Annotated in this window: 17 protein-coding genes; 12 read left to right on the forward strand and 5 right to left on the reverse strand. The window is 68.8% G+C overall.

The window, feature by feature from the left end:
* Positions 1-448 precede the first annotated feature (448 nt).
* Entirely contained in the window at positions 449-1339 is an 891-nt protein-coding gene (gene serB, locus BUB57_RS13760; RefSeq protein ID WP_073068011.1) for a phosphoserine phosphatase SerB, read from the reverse strand.
* A 167-nt stretch (positions 1340-1506) separates the two neighbouring features.
* Between serB and BUB57_RS13765 the strand changes: the two genes are divergently transcribed.
* From BUB57_RS13765 to BUB57_RS13785, 5 genes are all read left to right on the forward strand, one after another.
* Positions 1507-2655 carry a phosphoserine transaminase gene (locus BUB57_RS13765; protein ID WP_073068013.1) on the forward strand — a complete coding sequence of 383 codons (1149 nt, stop codon included), beginning with the start codon at positions 1507-1509 and terminating at the stop codon, positions 2653-2655.
* Between the two features lie 98 nt (positions 2656-2753).
* Positions 2754-4346 (forward strand): phosphoglycerate dehydrogenase, encoded by a 1593-nt coding sequence (gene serA, locus BUB57_RS13770; protein WP_073068015.1) that lies wholly within the window; start codon positions 2754-2756, stop codon positions 4344-4346.
* Positions 4347-4395: 49 nt separating this feature from the next.
* Positions 4396-5130 (forward strand): metallophosphoesterase, encoded by a 735-nt coding sequence (locus BUB57_RS13775; RefSeq protein WP_073068017.1) that lies wholly within the window; start codon positions 4396-4398, stop codon positions 5128-5130.
* A gap of 108 nt (positions 5131-5238) precedes the next feature.
* Positions 5239-5559: a heat shock protein HspQ gene (gene hspQ, locus BUB57_RS13780; protein ID WP_073068019.1), complete on the forward strand. Its 321-nt coding sequence runs from the start codon at positions 5239-5241 to the stop codon at positions 5557-5559.
* A 7-nt stretch (positions 5560-5566) separates the two neighbouring features.
* Entirely contained in the window at positions 5567-6316 is a 750-nt protein-coding gene (locus BUB57_RS13785; RefSeq protein ID WP_073068021.1) for a TSUP family transporter, read from the forward strand.
* Here BUB57_RS13785 and BUB57_RS13790 read toward each other — a convergent pair.
* Positions 6313-7317, reverse strand: coding sequence for an asparaginase (locus BUB57_RS13790; RefSeq protein ID WP_073068023.1), 1005 nt, complete (start codon positions 7315-7317; stop codon positions 6313-6315). The genes BUB57_RS13785 and BUB57_RS13790 overlap by 4 nt on opposite strands.
* A 145-nt stretch (positions 7318-7462) precedes the next feature.
* On the opposite strand from BUB57_RS13790, the gene BUB57_RS13795 reads away from it, so the two are divergent.
* Both BUB57_RS13795 and rlmN read left to right on the forward strand, forming a co-directional pair.
* On the forward strand, positions 7463-7984 hold the full coding sequence (locus tag BUB57_RS13795; RefSeq protein ID WP_073068025.1) for an invasion associated locus B family protein: 522 nt from the start codon (positions 7463-7465) through the stop codon (positions 7982-7984).
* Positions 7985-8105: 121 nt separating this feature from the next.
* Positions 8106-9314: a dual-specificity RNA methyltransferase RlmN gene (rlmN, locus tag BUB57_RS13800; RefSeq protein WP_073068026.1), complete on the forward strand. Its 1209-nt coding sequence runs from the start codon at positions 8106-8108 to the stop codon at positions 9312-9314.
* On the opposite strand, the gene BUB57_RS13805 is transcribed toward rlmN, so the two are convergent.
* Together BUB57_RS13805 and infC are read right to left on the reverse strand one after the other, a co-directional pair.
* A complete protein-coding gene (locus BUB57_RS13805; protein ID WP_073068028.1) occupies positions 9311-10411 on the reverse strand; it encodes an NAD(P)/FAD-dependent oxidoreductase in 1101 nt (366 codons plus the stop codon). The two genes, rlmN and BUB57_RS13805, sit on opposite strands and share 4 nt — an antisense overlap.
* A 67-nt stretch (positions 10412-10478) precedes the next feature.
* The gene (gene infC / locus BUB57_RS13810; protein WP_456319943.1) at positions 10479-11150 is read right to left on the reverse strand and encodes a translation initiation factor IF-3; all 672 of its coding nucleotides are present in this window, start codon (positions 11148-11150) and stop codon (positions 10479-10481) included.
* Between the two features lie 78 nt (positions 11151-11228).
* Between infC and BUB57_RS13815 the strand changes: the two genes are divergently transcribed.
* The gene (locus BUB57_RS13815; protein ID WP_073068030.1) at positions 11229-11861 is read left to right on the forward strand and encodes a hypothetical protein; all 633 of its coding nucleotides are present in this window, start codon (positions 11229-11231) and stop codon (positions 11859-11861) included.
* Positions 11861-12802, forward strand: coding sequence for a glycosyltransferase family 2 protein (locus BUB57_RS13820; RefSeq protein WP_234952087.1), 942 nt, complete (start codon positions 11861-11863; stop codon positions 12800-12802). The genes BUB57_RS13815 and BUB57_RS13820 overlap by 1 nt, the downstream gene beginning before the upstream one ends.
* 126 nt (positions 12803-12928) lie before the next feature.
* Here the strand turns inward: BUB57_RS13820 and gdhA are convergent, their stop codons facing one another.
* Complete coding sequence (gdhA, locus tag BUB57_RS13825) at positions 12929-14284, reverse strand: NADP-specific glutamate dehydrogenase (protein WP_073068032.1); 1356 nt, start codon at positions 14282-14284, stop codon at positions 12929-12931.
* 257 nt (positions 14285-14541) lie between these two features.
* Between gdhA and fabA the strand changes: the two genes are divergently transcribed.
* The 3 genes from fabA to BUB57_RS13840 are packed head-to-tail and all read left to right on the forward strand — an operon-like array spanning position 14542 to position 17087.
* Positions 14542-15051, forward strand: a complete 510-nt coding sequence (gene fabA / locus BUB57_RS13830) for a bifunctional 3-hydroxydecanoyl-ACP dehydratase/trans-2-decenoyl-ACP isomerase (protein ID WP_073068033.1) — start codon at positions 14542-14544, stop codon at positions 15049-15051.
* A gap of 18 nt (positions 15052-15069) precedes the next feature.
* The gene (gene fabB, locus BUB57_RS13835) at positions 15070-16299 is read left to right on the forward strand and encodes a beta-ketoacyl-ACP synthase I (RefSeq protein ID WP_073068035.1); all 1230 of its coding nucleotides are present in this window, start codon (positions 15070-15072) and stop codon (positions 16297-16299) included.
* 2 nt (positions 16300-16301) lie between these two features.
* Positions 16302-17087, forward strand: a complete 786-nt coding sequence (locus BUB57_RS13840) for an enoyl-ACP reductase FabI (RefSeq protein WP_073068037.1) — start codon at positions 16302-16304, stop codon at positions 17085-17087.
* The last annotated feature ends 31 nt before the right edge of the window (positions 17088-17118 follow it).

The following is a 17118-nucleotide window of genomic DNA, read 5'->3' on the forward strand; positions in this document are numbered from 1 at the left end:
GCAACGCGACACCAGCTCCGGCCAAGGGACAGTAGTCTGCCAGGACTCATAACCCACCACCTCCGCCAAAACCTCCATCACTCTACGCTCCGCCACAAACTCGCCGCGGCCGTAGCCTTGCAGGTATAGCAGCGCGGTCAGATTGCGGTTGTTGATGCGGACAAGGGTTGGGCGACGACCATCAGCTTGGCATGCAACGCAACACCGCTTCCGGCCAATTGACAACAGTTGGGCCGGCCCCTAATGCACCGCCTCCGCCGAAATCTCCATCACTCTACCGCACCGTCACGAACACATCGCGGCCGTAGCCTTGCAGTAAAGCAGCGCGGTCAGACCGCCATAGTGATGCAAATCAGAGCCTGAGCGGCGCCCACCGGCTTGGCGCGCAACGCAACACCGGCTCCGGCCAAAGGACCTCAACCGGCCAGGCCCTCCCCGCCAACCCCCATCACCCCGCCGCCCCCGTCACGAACTCGTCGCGGCCGTAGCCTTGCAGGTAGAGCAGCGCGGTCAGGTCGCCGTGGTTGATGCGGATCGGGGCCTGGGCGGCCACCACCGGCTTGGCGTGCAGGGCGACGCCGGTTCCGGCGAGTTGCAGCATGCCGAGATCGTTGGCGCCGTCGCCCACCGCGATGGCGTCGGCGGGGGTCAGGCCGCGGGCGGCGGTGATGTCGCGCAGGGCCTCGACCTTGGCCTCGCGGCCGAGGATCGGCAGGGCGACGCGCCCGCTCAGCTGCCCCGAATCGTCGGACAGCAGCACGTTGGCGCGCTGCTCGTCAAAGCCGATCCTCCGGGCGACCGGGCCGGTGAAATCGGTGAACCCGCCCGACACCAGCGCGGTCCACGCCCCGTTGGCGCGCATGGTCGCGACCAGCGTCGGCCCCCCGGCGGCCAGGGTGATGCGGCTGTCCAGCACCTGAGCGATCACCGAATCGGGCAGACCTTCCAGCAGCGCCACCCGCGCGATCAGCGATTCGTGGAAGTCGAGCTCGCCGTTCATCGCCCGCGCGGTGATGGCGGCGACGCGGGGGCCGACGCCGGCCATGTCGGCCAGCTCGTCGATGCATTCCTGCCCGATCATCGTCGAATCCATGTCGGCCAGCAGCACCGCCTTGCGTCGCCCGGCGGTCGTCTGCACGGCCAGGTCGAAGCCGCGCGCGTCGAGTTCCGCCCAGGCGGCGTCGAAATCCTCGGGCGGGGTCTCCACCGGAAACTCGGCCGCGGTGCCGTGGTCCAGCCACAGCGCGCGCCCGCCGCCCCAGCGCCGCTGCAGGGCGATGATGGTGTCGTCGTCCAGATCGGCGCGCACGGGCGAGGCGAGGATGCTGACGGTATACATGTGGGACCCCTTCGGCGGCTTGCGACCCCTCGCTTACGAAGTTTCCCGCCCCCGCGCCAGCGGCGGCGCCGGGGCAATTTCGCTCTTGCGCAAAAGGGATGCGAGGCGTAGGTCCGGCAGCGGGACACCCTTCCCCAACGAAGGGCTTTTTAGCTGGAAGGCTAACCATGCTTGACATGACGAAACCGTCCGCGCGGCCGGCCAATCCGCGCTTTTCCTCGGGGCCCTGCGCCAAGCTCCCCGGCTTTTCCCTGGACATGCTTGCCGACGCGCCGCTGGGGCGCTCGCACCGCTCGGCGGTGGGCAAGGCCAAGCTGGCCGAGGCGATCGCGCTGACCCGCGAGGTTCTTGAGATTCCCGCCGACTACCGGATCGGCATCGTTCCCGCCTCGGACACCGGCGCGATGGAAATGGCGCTGTGGTCGCTGCTGGGCCCGCGCAAGGTCGAGATGCTGGCCTGGGAAAGCTTTGGCGAAGGCTGGGTGACCGATGTCGTCAAGCAGCTGAAGATCGAGGCCGAGGTGCGCAAGGCGCCCTATGGCCAGATCGTCGATTTCGCGCAGGTCGATTTCGACAATGACGTGGTGTTCACCTGGAACGGCACCACCTCGGGCGTGCGGCTGCCCTCGGCCGACGTGATCCCTGCCGACCGCGCCGGGCTGACCATCTGCGACGCGACCTCGTCTGCATTCGCGATGGAGATGGACTGGAGCAAACTCGATGTGGTCACCTTCAGCTGGCAGAAGGTTCTGGGCGGCGAGGGCGCGCATGGCGTGCTGATCCTGTCCCCGCGCGCCGTCGAGCGGCTGGAGACCTACACCCCCGCCTGGCCGCTGCCCAAGATCTTCCGCATGACCAAGGGCGGCAAGCTGATCGAAGGCATCTTCAAGGGCGAGACCATCAACACGCCGTCGATGCTGTGCGTCGAGGATTACATCGTCGCGCTGAAATGGGCCAAGGCGCTTGGTGGGCAAAAGGCGCTGGCCGCGCGGGCCGAGGCCAATGCCGCGGTCCTGCGCGAGTTCTGCGCCGCCAACGACTGGATCGCCAATCTGGCCGAGGATCCGGCGACGGAATCGACCACCTCGGTGTGCCTCAAGTTCACCGACCCGGCGATCAGGGACGGCGCCGCATTCGCCAAGGCCGTCGCCAAGCGGCTGGAGGCCGAGGGCGTGGCGCTGGACGCCGGCGCCTATCGCGACGCGCCTGCCGGGCTGCGGATCTGGTGCGGCTCGACCGTCGAGGCCGCGGATGTCGCGGCGCTGACGCCCTGGATCGAATGGGCGTATCGCACGGAACTGTCCGCGCAGGGCTGACGCCAGACGGTGCGTGGGAACCACGCACCCTACCCCTTCCCGTAGGGTGTGTGCTCGGCACGCACCATTTCCCCACATCTCACATGGGACGAATCCACATGGCACCCAAGGTTCTGGTTTCCGACGCGCTGAGCGAAACCGCCGTCCAGATCTTCCGCGACCGCGGGATCGAGGTCGACTATCTGCCCGCCCTTGGCAAGGACAAGGAAAAGCTGGCCGAGATCATCGGCGACTATGATGGGCTGGCGATCCGCTCGGCCACCAAGGTCACCGACAAGCTGTTGGAAAAGGCCACGAAGCTGAAGGTGATCGGCCGCGCCGGCATCGGGGTCGACAACGTCGATATTCCGGCCGCGTCGAAAAAGGGCGTGATCGTGATGAACACGCCCTTCGGCAACAGCGTCACCACCGCCGAACACGCCATCGCGCTGATGTTCGCAGTGGCGCGGCAGCTGCCCGAGGCCAGCGTGTCGACCCATGCCGGCAAGTGGGAAAAGAACCGCTTCATGGGCGTCGAGCTGTTCAACAAGACCCTGGGGGTGATCGGTGCCGGCAATATCGGCGGCATCGTGATCGACCGCGCCCGCGGGCTGCACATGAAGGTGCTGGCCTATGACCCCTTCCTGTCGGACGAGCGCGCCAAGGAGCTGGGCGCGACCAAGGTCGAGCTGGACGAGCTGCTGGCCAAGGCCGACTTCATCACCATGCACGTGCCGCTGACCGACAAGACCCGCAACATCCTGTCGGCCGAGAATCTGGCCAAGACGAAAAAGGGCGTGCGCATCATCAACGCCGCCCGCGGCGGTCTGGTGGACGAGGCCGCGCTGGCCGAGCTGCTGAAATCCGGCCATGTCGCCGGCGCCGCGCTGGACGTGTTCGCGACCGAGCCCGCCACCGACAGCCCGCTGTTCGGCCTGCCGAACGTGGTGGTGACCCCGCATCTGGGCGCCTCGACCACCGAGGCGCAGGAAAACGTGGCGCTGCAGGTGGCCGAGCAGATGTCGGACTATCTGCTGACCGGCGCCGTGCAGAACGCGCTGAACATGCCCAGCGTCACCGCCGAGGAAGCCGCGGTCATGGGCCCGTGGATCAAGCTGGCCGGGCATCTGGGCACGTTCGTCGGGCAGATGACCGACGAGCCGGTGCTGGCGGTCAACATCCTCTATGACGGGGTTGCAGCCGAGATGAACCTGAACGCGCTGAACGCGGCGGTGATCGCGGGGGTGATGAAGGCGTCGAACCCGGATGTGAACATGGTCTCGGCCCCGGTCGTCGCCAAGGAACGCGGCACCCATATCGCCACCACCACCCAGGACAAGTCGGGCGTCTATGACGGCTATATCAAGGTCACCATGGTGACGGCCGACCGCGAGCGTTCGATCGCCGGGACCGTGTTCAGCGACGGCAAGCCCCGCTTCATCCAGATCCGCGGCATCAACGTCGATGCCGAGATCGGCGAGCACATGATGTACACCCGCAACCGCGACGTTCCGGGCGTGATCGGCACGCTGGGGATGACGCTGGGCGGGCTGGGCGTGAACATGGCCAATTTCTCGCTGGGCCGGGCGGTGGACGGGGGCGATGCCATCGCCATCACCTATCTGGACGCGCCGCTGCGCGAGGACGTGCGCGAGGCGCTGCTGGCCACCGGCAAGTTCGAGCAGGTCCGCGCGCTGCGCTTCGAGGTCTGAACCCATTCCCCGGCCGGTCCGCCGGCCGGGGCCGCTTTGGGGGGCGGCCATGCCCATCTATGCCATCGGCGACATCCACGGCCATCTGGACCTGCTGCTGCAGGCGCATGAGCGGATCGCCCGCGACGGCGGCACGGATGCGCGGATCGTGCATCTGGGCGACCTGATCGACCGCGGCCCCGATTCGCGCGGGGTGGTCGCGCATCTGATGCAGGGCCAGGCTGCGGGGCGCGACTGGATCGTGCTGCGCGGCAACCACGACCCCGCCCTGCCCGAGTTCCTGCGCGACCCGCATTGGGTGGACCCGCGCGCCGCGATGCCCGCCAACTGGATCGCCCGCGACGTGGGCGCGGACACCACGCTGGCCTCTTACGGGGTGGCGGATGCGGCGCACCGTCCCCTCGCCGAGGTTCATGCCGAGGCGCTGGCCGCGGTTCCCGCCGCCCATGCGCGCTGGCTGGGGGCGCTGCCGCTGTGGCACCGGCAGGCGGGCGCGCTGTTCGTCCATGCCGGCATCCGCCCCGGCGTCGCGCTTGCGGCGCAGGACCCGGGCGAGCTGATGTGGATCCGCCGCCCGTTCCTGGACGATCCTCGCGACCACGGGGTGCTGGTGGTGCACGGCCATACCCCGATCCGGCGCGCCACCCACTACGGCAACCGTATCAACATCGACAGCGGCGCCGGGCGCGGCGGGCCGCTGTCGGCGATACGGCTGGACGGAGGCGGCGCCTGGCTGCTGACCGGGGACGGACCGCAGCCTCTGCACCCCGCCGAGCCGGGCTGAATCGGCCAAATTGTCGTCATTCTGTCAGCTTCGTGCCCGCCGAGCGATTTACTCGCAGGCACTTGCGGGTTAATAGTTCCTTTGGAATCGACTGCGGGACGGCCGGGAATGCGCACGGCGAAATACAATATCGGACAAGTGGTGCGCCACCGGGACCACCCGTTTCGCGGGGTGATCTTCGACGTGGACCCGGTCTTTGCCAACACCGAGGAATGGTATCAGTCCATCCCCGAGGACTGCCGCCCGTCCAAGAACCAGCCCTATTACCACCTGTATGCCGAGACCGAGGCCACCTATTACGTCGCCTATGTGTCCGAACAGAACCTCGTCCCCGACGCCTCGGGCGAGCCGCTGGAACACCCCGAGCTGACCGCCCGTTTCGGAGAATTCGAGGACGGGCGCTATCCGCTGCAATACGGGCTGAACTAGGCGCTTCATGGATCTGTCGCTGATCGCCGGGCTGGTGGCGGCCGCCACCGCGGCGGGATTCGTCGATTCGATCGCCGGCGGCGGCGGGCTGATCACCGTGCCGGTGCTGATGCTGGCGGGTATGACGCCCGAGCAGGCGCTGGCGACCAACAAGCTGCAGGGCAGTTTCGGCGCTGCGACCGCGGCGGTCAGCTATGCCCGCAGCGGGCTGGTCGACCTGCGCCGGCAGCTGCCCACCGCGGCGCTGGCCTTTGCCGCGGGCGGTGCGGGCGCGGCGCTGGTGACGGCGCTGCCGACCGAGGTGCTGCGGCTGGCGCTGCCGGTGGTGCTGATCGGGATCGCACTGTTCTTTGCGCTGAAGCCGGGGCTGAACGATCTCGACCGCGCGGCGCGGCTGTCGCCCGCGATCTTCGGGCTGACGCTGGTGCCGGTGATCGGCTTCTATGACGGGCTGATCGGGCCGGGCGCCGGGGCGTTCTACATGCTGGGTTTCGTGATGCTGGCCGGGCACGGGGTGCTGCGCGCGACCGCGCATACCAAGCTGCTGAACTTTTCCTCGAACCTGGGCGGGCTGGCGGTGTTCGCGCTGAGCGGGCATCCGCTCTGGCTGGTCGGGCTGCTGATGGGCGCCGGGCAGATCCTCGGCGCCGCGCTGGGGGCGCGGCTGGCGCTGCGGATCGGCGCGCGGATCATCAAGCCGCTGCTGGTGGTCACCTCGACCGCGCTGGCGGCGCGGCTGCTGTGGCAGATGCTTTAACCCCGTCCCGGGAATGACGCGGCCAGCCGGCGCTCGGCCACATCCACCCCGCGCCAGTTGCGCAGCGGCCGGCGCAGGTATTTCCCCACCACCGGATGCGCCGGGTCCAGCAGCCCGTAATGGACCAGCAGCGCGGTGATCGCGGCCTCGGAGCCGCGGGTGGCGCCGTCCTCGATCTTCAGCGCGATGCCCAGCCCGCGCTCGGGCGCGATGGCGACGAACACCGCCTCGGCCCCGGTCTTGACCGCGACGCGACCGCCCATGGCGCGCATCAGTTCCGTGCAGGCGCGGCCCTCGCCCGCGACCAGTTCCGGGTGCGCCAGCATCGCCTGCACCAGCCGCCGCTGCGCCTGCCCCCGCGCGCCCTGCCCCACGCCCTCACTCGCCGCGGCGAACCCCGCCATCGCCCGCGCCAGCCCGGCGATCGAGACTGCAAAGTTCGGGGCCGAACAGCCGTCGATGCCGAAACCGGCCGGGGTCTCGTCGCAGACCTCGGCGGTGGCGGCGGCGATGGCCTGTTGCAGCGGGTGCTCGGGCAGGTGGTAGTCGGGTTCGCCCCGGTGGTGGCGGTTCCAGGTCAGGAACCCCGCGTGCTTGCCCGAGCAGTTGTTGTGCAGCTGGCAGGGCGGCTGGTCCGAACACAGCAGCCGCCGATGCTCGGCCGGGTCCTGCGGCATATGCGCGCCGCAGCGCAGGTCGGGCTCTGCCAGCCCCAGCCCGTGCAGCCAGTCGCCCACCGCGCCCACATGCAGCGCCGCCCCGTTGTGCGAGGCGCAGGCCAGGGCCAGCTGCCGCGGCCCCAGCCCCGCCGCATCGGCCGCGCCGCTTTCCACCAGCGGCAGCGCCTGGATCATCTTGCAGGACGAGCGCGGAAAGATCACCGCCGCCGGATCGCCCCAAGCCGCGACCATGCCGCCGCGGTCCCAGGCCACCGCGTGGCCGCGATGGACGCTTTCCTTCAGCCCGCCCCGCCACAATTCCACCATTTCGACGGCTGCCATGGGGTCAGACCTTTGACAAATGCGCGATTTCCTGCCTGCGGGGCTTTTGCCCGCCCGGGGTTTACGGTTATCTATGACCCGGACGGTGGCAAGGCCACCTTTGTGACAACCCGGCCTTAACCGGGGCCAGCAAGAGGGCTCGAGCATGACGAATTCCATCTTCAACCTCGGCCTTGTGGCCGCCACGCTGACGGCGCTTGCCTCGCCGGCGTTCGCGGCCGAGCCCCGGGTGTTGGGCAGCCAGAACGACTGGACCGCCTTCATCGGCGACAGCCCCAAGGAATGCTGGACCGTCTCGCCGCCGAAATCGACCCGCAACACCGACGCCGAGGGCAACCCGCGCGAGGTGACGCGCAGCGACATCCGCCTGTATATCGCCTATCGCCCCGGCCAGGGGGGCGAGGTCTCGTTCCAGGGCGGCTATCCCTTCGCCCCCGATTCGACCGTGGATGTCACCGTCGGCGGGCAGACCTTCAAGCTGTTCACCGAGGGCGAGAACGCCTGGACCGGCTCGCCCGACGAGGATGCCAAGCTGATCGCGGCGCTGCGCGGCGGCAGCGAGGCGGTGGTCAAGGGCCGCTCGACCCGCGGCACCCGCACCACCGACACGTTTTCGCTGATGGGCCTGACCGCGATGAGCAACATGGCCCGCGACAACTGCAAGTGATTCCCGGGCTGCGCCGCAGCCCCGCCCGTGCTATGGGTTGTTTCGACCTCGGGGCCGCCCCATCTGTGGGCGGCCCCGTCCCGTTTTCCCGCCCGACCCAAAGCCGCCCATGGATAGCCCGATGACCTCGCCCGCCGCCGCCCCCCTGACCCCGACCCCGGCCGCGCCGGTGGTGCAGGATCTGCTGACGCTGCCCCGCAAGGCGCCCGAGGGCGGGCGGCAGAACATCGTCGGGCTGACCCGCGAGGCCCTGCGCGAGGCGCTGATCGCCGCCGGCACCCCGGACCGGCAGGCCAGGATGCGCGTCGGCCAGATCTGGCAGTGGGTCTATCACTGGGGCGTGCGCGATTTCGCGCAGATGACCAATCTCGCCAAGGATTACCGCGTCCTGCTGGCCGAGCGGTTCGAGATCGCCCTGCCCGAGGTGGTGACGCGGCAGGTCTCCGAGGACGGCACCCGCAAATACCTGCTGCGCATCAACGGCGGGCACGAGGTCGAGACCGTCTACATCCCCGAGGACGGGCGCGGCACGCTATGCGTGTCGTCTCAGGTCGGCTGCACGCTGACCTGTTCCTTCTGCCACACCGGCACGCAGAAACTGGTGCGCAACCTGACCGCGGCCGAGATCGTCGGCCAGCTGATGGTGGCCCGCGACGATCTGGGCGAATGGCCCGAACCCGGCGCGCCCAAGGACGAAACCCGGCTGGTGTCCAACCTGGTGCTGATGGGCATGGGCGAGCCGCTGTACAACTTCGACAGCGTGCGCGACGCCATGCGGGTGGTGATGGACGGCGAGGGGCTGAGCCTGTCGCGCCGCCGCATCACCCTGTCCACCAGCGGCGTGGTGCCGGAAATCGCCCGCACCGCCGAGGAAATCGGCTGCCTGCTGGCCGTCAGCTTCCACGCCACCACCGACGCGGTGCGCGACGTGCTGGTGCCGATCAACAGGCGCTGGAACATCCAGGCGCTGCTGGAGGCGCTGCGCGACTATCCGCGGCTGTCGAACAGCGAGCGCATCACCTTCGAATACGTGATGCTGGACGGGGTGAACGACAGCGACGAGGATGCGCGTCGGCTGGTGCGGCTGATCCGCGGCATCCCGGCCAAGATCAACCTGATCCCCTTCAACGAATGGCCCGGCGCGCCCTATCGGCGCTCGAGCTGGGAGCGGATCGAGTCCTTCGCCGACATCATCTACAAGGCCGGCTACGCCAGCCCGATCCGCACCCCGCGGGGCGAGGACATCATGGCCGCCTGCGGGCAGCTGAAATCCGCAACCGAACGCGGCCGCAAATCCGCCGCGCAGATCGCGGCCGAGGCCGGGATCTAGTCCAGCAGCGTCGCCACCGTCTCGGCGATCGCCAATGAGGCCGTCAGCCCGGGGCTTTCGATCCCGAACAGGTTGACCAGCCCGGGCAGGCCGTGGACCCCGGGCCCGTCGATGCGGAAATCCGCGGCCGGCTGATCCGGGCCGGAAAGCTTGGGGCGGATGCCGCAATAGATGGGCGCCAGCGCGCCCGTGGGCAGGCCGGGCCAATAGCGGCGGATCTCGGTCTCGAAATGCGCAAGCCGGGCGGGGTTCACCCGGTAATCCACCGTGTCGATCCATTCCACATCCGGGCCAAAGCGCATGGCGCCGCCCAGGTCCAGCGTCAGATGCACCCCCAGCCCGCCGGGTTTGGGGACCGGATAGACCAGCCGCGAAAACGCCGCACGGCCGGGGGCGGCGAAATAGCTGCCGCGGGCATAGCGCGTGGCGGGGATATGCGCGGGGTCCAGCCCCTGCGTGGCGCGGGCGATATCGCTGGCCCACAGCCCGGCCGCGTTCACCACATGGTCGGCGGCCAGCACGAATGGCTCGCCCGCGGATTCGGTGTGGACGACAAAACCCGTGGCGCCCGGCTCGACCGCGGTCACCGCTGTGCCCAGTGCCAGCAGCGCCCCCGCCGCTTCCGCATCAGCCAGCAGCGCCGCCATCAGCGCGTGGCTGTCGACGATGCCGGTGTCGGGCGACAGCAGCGCCCCATGGCAGGCCAGCGCCGGCTCCAGCGCCTGCGCCTGCGCGGCGCTCAGCGGTTGCAGCGCCACGCCGCTGGCCGCGGCCTGCGCGGAAATACGTTCCAGATCGGCCAGCTGCGCGGCCGCGGTCGCCACGATCAGCTTGCCGCAGCGGCGATGTGGCAGCCCGCGGGCAGCGGCATAATCGTAAAGCAGCGCCCGCCCGCGCGTGCAGAGCCGCGCCTTGAGACTGCCCTGCGGATAATAGATCCCTGCGTGGATTACCTCGGAATTGCGCGAACTGGTGTGGGTGCCGATGGCGCCCTCACGCTCGACCACCACCACCTCGACCCCGCGCAGGGCCAGCGACCGGGCGATCGCCAGCCCGACGACGCCCGCGCCGATCACGATGCAGCCGACCCGCTCCATATGCCCTTCCCGATACGAAAACGGCCCGCCAAGGGGGCGGGCCGCTGAAACCACAAGGACCGGCGCCTTAGCGCGGCGCGATCATCATCACCATCTGCCGGCCTTCCAGCTTGGGCATGGATTCGACCTTGCCGGCGTCGCCCACATCGTCGCGGACCCGGTTCAGCAGTTCCATCCCCAGGCTCTGGTGCGCCATCTCGCGGCCGCGGAAGCGCAGGGTGACCTTGACCTTGTCGCCGTCGTCCAGGAACCGCTTCACCGACCGCATCTTGACGTCATAGTCGTGGTCGTCGGTCCCGGGGCGGAACTTGACCTCCTTGACGTCGACGGTCTTCTGCTTCTTGCGGGCCTCGGCCTCGCGCTTCTGCTGTTCGTACTTGAACTTGCCGAGGTCCATGATCTTGCAGACCGGCGGCACGGCATTGGGCGAAATCTCGACCAGATCCAGCCCGGCTTCTTCGGCGAGCGCTATGCCGCGGGCCGGGGTCACCACCCCGATGTTTTCACCATCCGCCCCGATCAGGCGGATTTCGGGGACCCGGATGCGGTCGTTGGTGCGGGGGCCGGTATCACGGGTGGGCGGAGCGTTGTGCGGGCGGCGAGCTATGGGCGTGGTCCTTTTATCGCTGAAAATGACGCTTGTCAGATAATCAACCCCGGCCTGTGTTTCAACCGGATATCGCTGGCCCCCGGGGTGGTTGCACCCCCGCGGCGGCCGCCGGGGACGGCTTTTCCCCACGGGAAAGCTGTGCGATACAGTCGGCGCCCGCAGCGCCGCGCTGCCAGGCAGGGTTCCTGACGGAAAAGGGTTCGTTACATGTCGCGTCTGGCCGGTCTGATTCTCGTGCTCGTGATCCTGCTGGCGGGGGTGTTCTACTGGCAGTCGCAGCAAGGCCAGCCGCAACCGGATGCCGGGGTCGCGGACCAGCAGGCCGCGGATGAGGCCGCTGACGCCGCCGGCAGCGCAGCCGATGCCGCCGCCGATGCCGCCGAGACCGCCGCCGACGCCGCCGCCGAGGCGACCGCGACCACCGGGGACGACAGCGCCCCCGCCCCCGTGCTGGACGACGCCGCACGCGAGGCGCAGGCCGCGGCCGAGGCGGCCATCGAGGCCGCCGCCGCCGCCGCTGACGCGGCCGCCCAGGCGGAAGCCGGGGCCGAGACCGGCACCCCCGACACCGCCGCCGCTGCCACCGAAGCCGCCAGCGACGCCGCGCGCGAGGCCGCGGATGCGGCGGCCGAGGCCGCCTCGGCCAGCCGCACCGCGGTCGAGATCGACCGGCTGCTGACCCCCGAGGGCTTCAACGCCGCCGAGGTCGAGGCGCTGATCGATTCAAGCAGCCTGGACCCCGCGCAGCGCGATTCGCTGAAGGCGGCAGTGGCCGCATCCGCCAGCAGCCCGCAGATGCTGCGCGCGGCGCTGGAACAGGTCCGGGCCGTGCTGCGGTGATGGACGCGGCGCGCGCCCTTCCTCCCGGGGGGCAGGCGCCTGCGGTCCCCACGCCCGCCGCCGTCGCGGCGCCCGCGCCGCTGCAGCGGTTCCTGGCCGCCCCGGGCGAGCATCTGAAGCGCGGCCCGATCGCGGTGATCCTGGTCGAGGACCAGACCGAGGTCGCCGCGACCCTTACCCATCACCTGAAGCTGGGGTTCCGCAAGATCCTTGCGCTCTCGCCCGAGCCGCTGGCCCCGGTGGCGCCGCTGGACGATCCCAAGGGGCGGGTGCTGAACCTGATCCACGACACCCGCGCCCGCGACGCCCTGCCCCGCGCGGTCAATGCGGTGATCGCCGCCGCGCCCGCCGACAGCTGGCTGTATTACGGCTATAACGCCGAGTTCCTGTTCTATCCGTTTTCCGAGACCCGCAGCATCGGCGAGATGCTGGGTTTTCACGCCGAGGAACGCCGCCGCGCGATGCTGACCTATGTGGTCGATCTTTACGCCCCGGACCTCGCGCGCGATCCCGATGCGGTCAGCATGGAGCAGGCGATGTTCGACCGCACCGGCTATTACGCGCTGGGGCGGCCCGACCGGCAGGGCGGGTTCCGCGAGCGGCAGCTGGATTTCTATGGCGGGCTGCGCTGGCGGTTCGAGGAGCACCTGCCCCCCGACCGCCGCCGCATCGACCGCATCGCGCTGTTTCGCACCGAAAAGACCCTGCAACTGCTGCCCGATCACCGGCTGTCGGTCGAGGAATACAACACCTATGCCTGCCCCTGGCACAACAACCTGACCGCGGCGGTGGCGTCGTTCAGGGTGGCCAAGGCGCTGGCCCGCAACCCCGGCTCGCGCGAGCATATCCGCGACTTCACCTGGCGGAACTCGGTCCGGTTCCGCTGGGAATCGCAGCAGCTGATGGAGCTGGGGCTGATGGAGCCGGGGCAGTGGTTCTGAACCGGTTCTGACGGTCGCAGGAAAAAGGGGGCTGTCTGCCCCCTCTGGCCGCCCTTCGGGCAGCCATTCACCCCCGAGGATATTTGGGACCGCCCGAAGCCTTATGGCCCAGGCAGTACGTCCGGGTCAGACCACGCCGAGGGCGCGCATCGCTTCGGCCACGCGGACGAAACCGGCGATGTTGGCGCCCAGCACATAGTCGCCGGGGGCGCCGTATTCCTCGGCGGTTTCGGCGCAGACGTCATGGATGTTGGTCATGATCTCGTCCAGCCGCTCGACCGTCTGGTCAAAGGTCCAGCTGTCGCGCGAGGCGTTCTGCTGCATTTCCAGCGCCGAGGTGGCGACGCCGCCCGCATTCGCGGCCTTGCCCGGCGCATAGAGCACGTTCGACTGGCGCAGCGCGTCGACCGCATCGGGGGTGCAGGGCATGTTCGCGCCCTCGGCCACGACGCGGACGCCGTTGCGGATCAGCGTGGCGGCGTGCTTGCCGTTCAGCTCGTTCTGGGTGGCGCAGGGCAGCGCGATCTCGCAGGGCAGGTCCCAGATCGGGCCCTTGCCGGCCTCGACGAAATAGGTGCCGGTGCCCTTGATCCGGTGGTATTCCGAAATCCGGCCGCGGCGCTTTTCCTTGATCTCGCGCACCAGCTCCAGGTCCAGCCCGTTTTCATCGACCACATAGCCGCCGGAATCCGAACAGGCGATGACCTTGGCGCCGTATTCCTGCAGCTTCTTGATGGCAAAGCAGGCGACGTTGCCCGAGCCGGACACCACCGCGGTCTTGCCGTCGATCGAATCGCCCTGCGCCTCGAGCATCGAGCGTACGAAGAACACCAGCCCGAAGCCCGTGGCCTCGGGGCGGGCGCGCGAGCCGCCGTAGGACAGGCCCTTGCCGGTCAGCACCCCGGCCTCGTAGCGGTTGGTCAGGCGCTTGTACTGCCCGAACATGTAGCCGATCTCGCGGCCGCCGACCCCGATATCGCCGGCGGGCACGTCGGTGTATTCGCCCAGGTGGCGGTGCAGCTCGGTGATGAAGGACTGGCAGAACCGCATGATCTCGCGGTCCGAGCGGCCCTTGGGATCGAAGTCGGACCCGCCCTTGCCGCCGCCGATCGGCATGGTGGTCAGCGCGTTCTTGAACGTCTGCTCGAAGCCCAGGAACTTGATGATCCCCACGTTGACCGAGGGGTGAAAGCGCAGCCCCCCCTTGTAGGGGCCCAGCGCCGAGTTGAATTGCACCCGGAAGCCGCGGTTGATCCGCACCTGGTTGTTGTCGTCGATCCAGGGCACGCGGAAGATGATCTGCCGTTCCGGCTCGCAGATCCGCTCGATCAGGCCTTCCTCGAGGAACTGCGGATGCTTGGCGACCACGCGGCCAAGACTTTCCATCACCTCGATAACGGCCTGATGGAACTCGGGTTCGCCGGCGTTGCGCTCTTTCACCGTCGTCAGGATGGGTTCCAGTTTTTCGTCGATACGCGTCATGTCATTCCTCGCCAATGGGGCGTTGCGGCGCGCAAACAACCCCAAACCGCCCCGCGGTACAACTGAATTGCGCAAGACTCGGCCGTGAATCGCAGAAAAACTTGCCTGATGCTGCCCGCGCCGGGGCGAAAGGCGCAATATTGCAAGCACCGGGCAGGTCTGGCGGGCGGGCGCTGCTTGCAGGGTTTGCGGCCCGGATGATAGACGCGACAGGAACCCGGCGGGACGGCCGGAACAACTGGCAAGGATGCGACCGGATGGCGATGGAACAGACAAGCTTCGACCGCGACGACCTGCTGGCCTGTGCGCGGGGCGAGCTGTTCGGCCCCGGCAACGCCCAGCTGCCCGAGCCGCCGATGCTGATGATGGACCGCATCACCGAAATCTCGGCCGACGGCGGCCCCCATGGCAAGGGCCATGTGGTGGCCGAGTTCGACATCCATCCCGAGCTGTGGTTCTTTGCCTGCCATTTCCCCGGCAACCCGATCATGCCGGGCTGCCTTGGCCTGGACGGGCTGTGGCAGCTGACCGGCTTCAACCTGGGCTGGCGCGGCTGGCAGGGGCGCGGCTACGCGCTGGGGGTGGGCGAGGTCAAGCTGACCGGGATGGTCCGCCCCGACCGCAAGCTGCTGACCTATCGCGTCGATTTCACCAAGGCCGTGCAGACCCGCCGGCTGACCATGGGCGTCGCCGACGGCACGGTCGAGGCCGATGGCGAGCTTATCTATCAGGTCAAGGACATGAAGGTCGCTCTTTCCGAGAGCTGAACCCAGGAGGGCCGCATCATGCGCCGCGTCATCATTACCGGGCTGGGGATCGTCTCGCCCATCGGCAACAACGCCGAAGAAGTCACCGAGAGCCTGCGCACGGGCCGCTCGGGCATCGTATTCTCGCCCGAATATGCGGAAAAAGGCTTCCGCAGCCAGGTCGAGGGGCGCCCGACCATCGATATCGCCGCCCATGTCGACAAGCGCGACCTGCGCTTCATGGGCGAGGGCGCGGCCTGGAACTTCATCGCCATGCAGCAGGCGGTGGCCGATTCCGGGCTGGAGCCGGGCGATGTCTCGAACCCGCGCACCGGACTGGTGATGGGCTCGGGCGGGCCGTCGACCTCGAACTTCTTCAACGCCCACCAGATCGTCATCGAAAAGGGCGCGCCCAAGCGGATGGGGCCGTTCATGGTCACCCGCTGCATGTCCTCGACCAACTCGGCCTGCCTGGCCACGCCGTTTGCGATCAAGGGGGTGAACTATTCGATCACCTCGGCCTGCGCGACCAGCGCCCATTGCATCGGCAACGGCACCGAGTTGATCCAGATGGGCAAGCAGGACATCGTGTTCGCCGGCGGCGGCGAGGAACTGGACTGGACCCTGTCCTGCCTGTTCGACGCCATGGGCGCGATGTCGTCGAAGTACAACGACACGCCCGCCACAGCCTCGCGCCCCTATGACGCCACCCGCGACGGCTTCGTCATCGCCGGCGGCGGCGGCGTGGTGGTGCTGGAAGAACTGTCCCACGCGCTGGCGCGGGGGGCGAAAATCTATGCCGAAGTCACCGGCTACGGCGCCACCTCGGACGGCTACGACATGGTCGCGCCCTCGGGCGAGGGCGGCGAGCGGGCGATGCGGCTGGCGCTGGGCACCCTGCCCGAGGGACGCCGGATCAGCTACATCAACTCGCACGGCACCTCGACCCCGGTGGGCGACATCGGCGAGGTCAAGGCGATCCGCCGCATCTTCGGCGAGGGCGCGACGCCCCCGATCAGCTCCACCAAGTCGCTGACCGGGCATTCCCTGGGCGCGACCGGCGTGCACGAGGCGATCTATTCGCTGCTGATGATGCAGCACGGCTTCATCGCCGCCTCGGCCAACGTCACCCAGCTGGACCCCGAGATCGCGGCCAGCGAAATCGCCACCAGCCGCATCGACGGGGTGGATTTCGATTCGGTCCTGTCCAACAGCTTCGGCTTTGGCGGTACCAACGCCACGCTTGTGATGTCGAAATACCGGGGATGAGCATGGGGCTTTTGCAGGGCAAGCGCGCGCTGGTGATGGGTGTCGCCAATGATCGGTCCATCGCCTGGGGCATCGCCAGCGCGCTGGCCGCGCAGGGGGCGGAACTGGCATTCACCTATCAGGGCGAGGCCTTCGGCAAGCGGGTCGAGCCGCTGGCGGCCTCGGTCGGCTCGGACCTGCTGCTGGACGTGGACGTGACCGACGACGCCTCGCTGGACGCAGCCTTCGCCAAGCTGGCGGAACGCTGGGGGCGGCTGGACATCCTGGTCCACGCCATCGCCTTTTCCAGCAAGGAGGAGCTGAGCGGGCGTTTCGTCGATACGAGCCGCGCGAACTTCAAGAACTCGCTGGATATTTCCTGCTATTCGCTGATCGAGGTGGCGCGGCGATCGCGGCCGTTGATGCAGGCGGGCGGCACGGTGCTGACCATGACCTATGGCGGCTCGAACCGGGTGACGCCGTTCTACAACGTGATGGGCGTGGCCAAGGCGGCGTTGGAATCGGCGGTGCGTTATCTGGCCAACGACCTGGGCCCCGAGGGGATCCGGGTCAACGCGATCAGCCCCGGCCCGATGAAGACCTTGGCCGGCGCCGCGATCGGGGGCGCGCGCAAGACCTATCGCCATACCGAGGCCAACGCGCCCCTGCGCGCCAATGCGACGCTGGAGGCGATCGGCGGCACGGCGGTGTGGCTGTGTTCCGACTGGGGCGCCTGCACCACCGGTGAGGTGGTGATGGTCGACGGTGGCTATCACGTGCTGGGGATGCCGCAGCCCGAGAATATCTGACGCCGGGGATCCAGGCAGAACCGGGGCGCTG

Origin of the sequence: Paracoccus solventivorans, assembly GCF_900142875.1 — a bacterium.
Taxonomy (GTDB): Bacteria; Pseudomonadota; Alphaproteobacteria; order Rhodobacterales; family Rhodobacteraceae; genus Paracoccus; species Paracoccus solventivorans.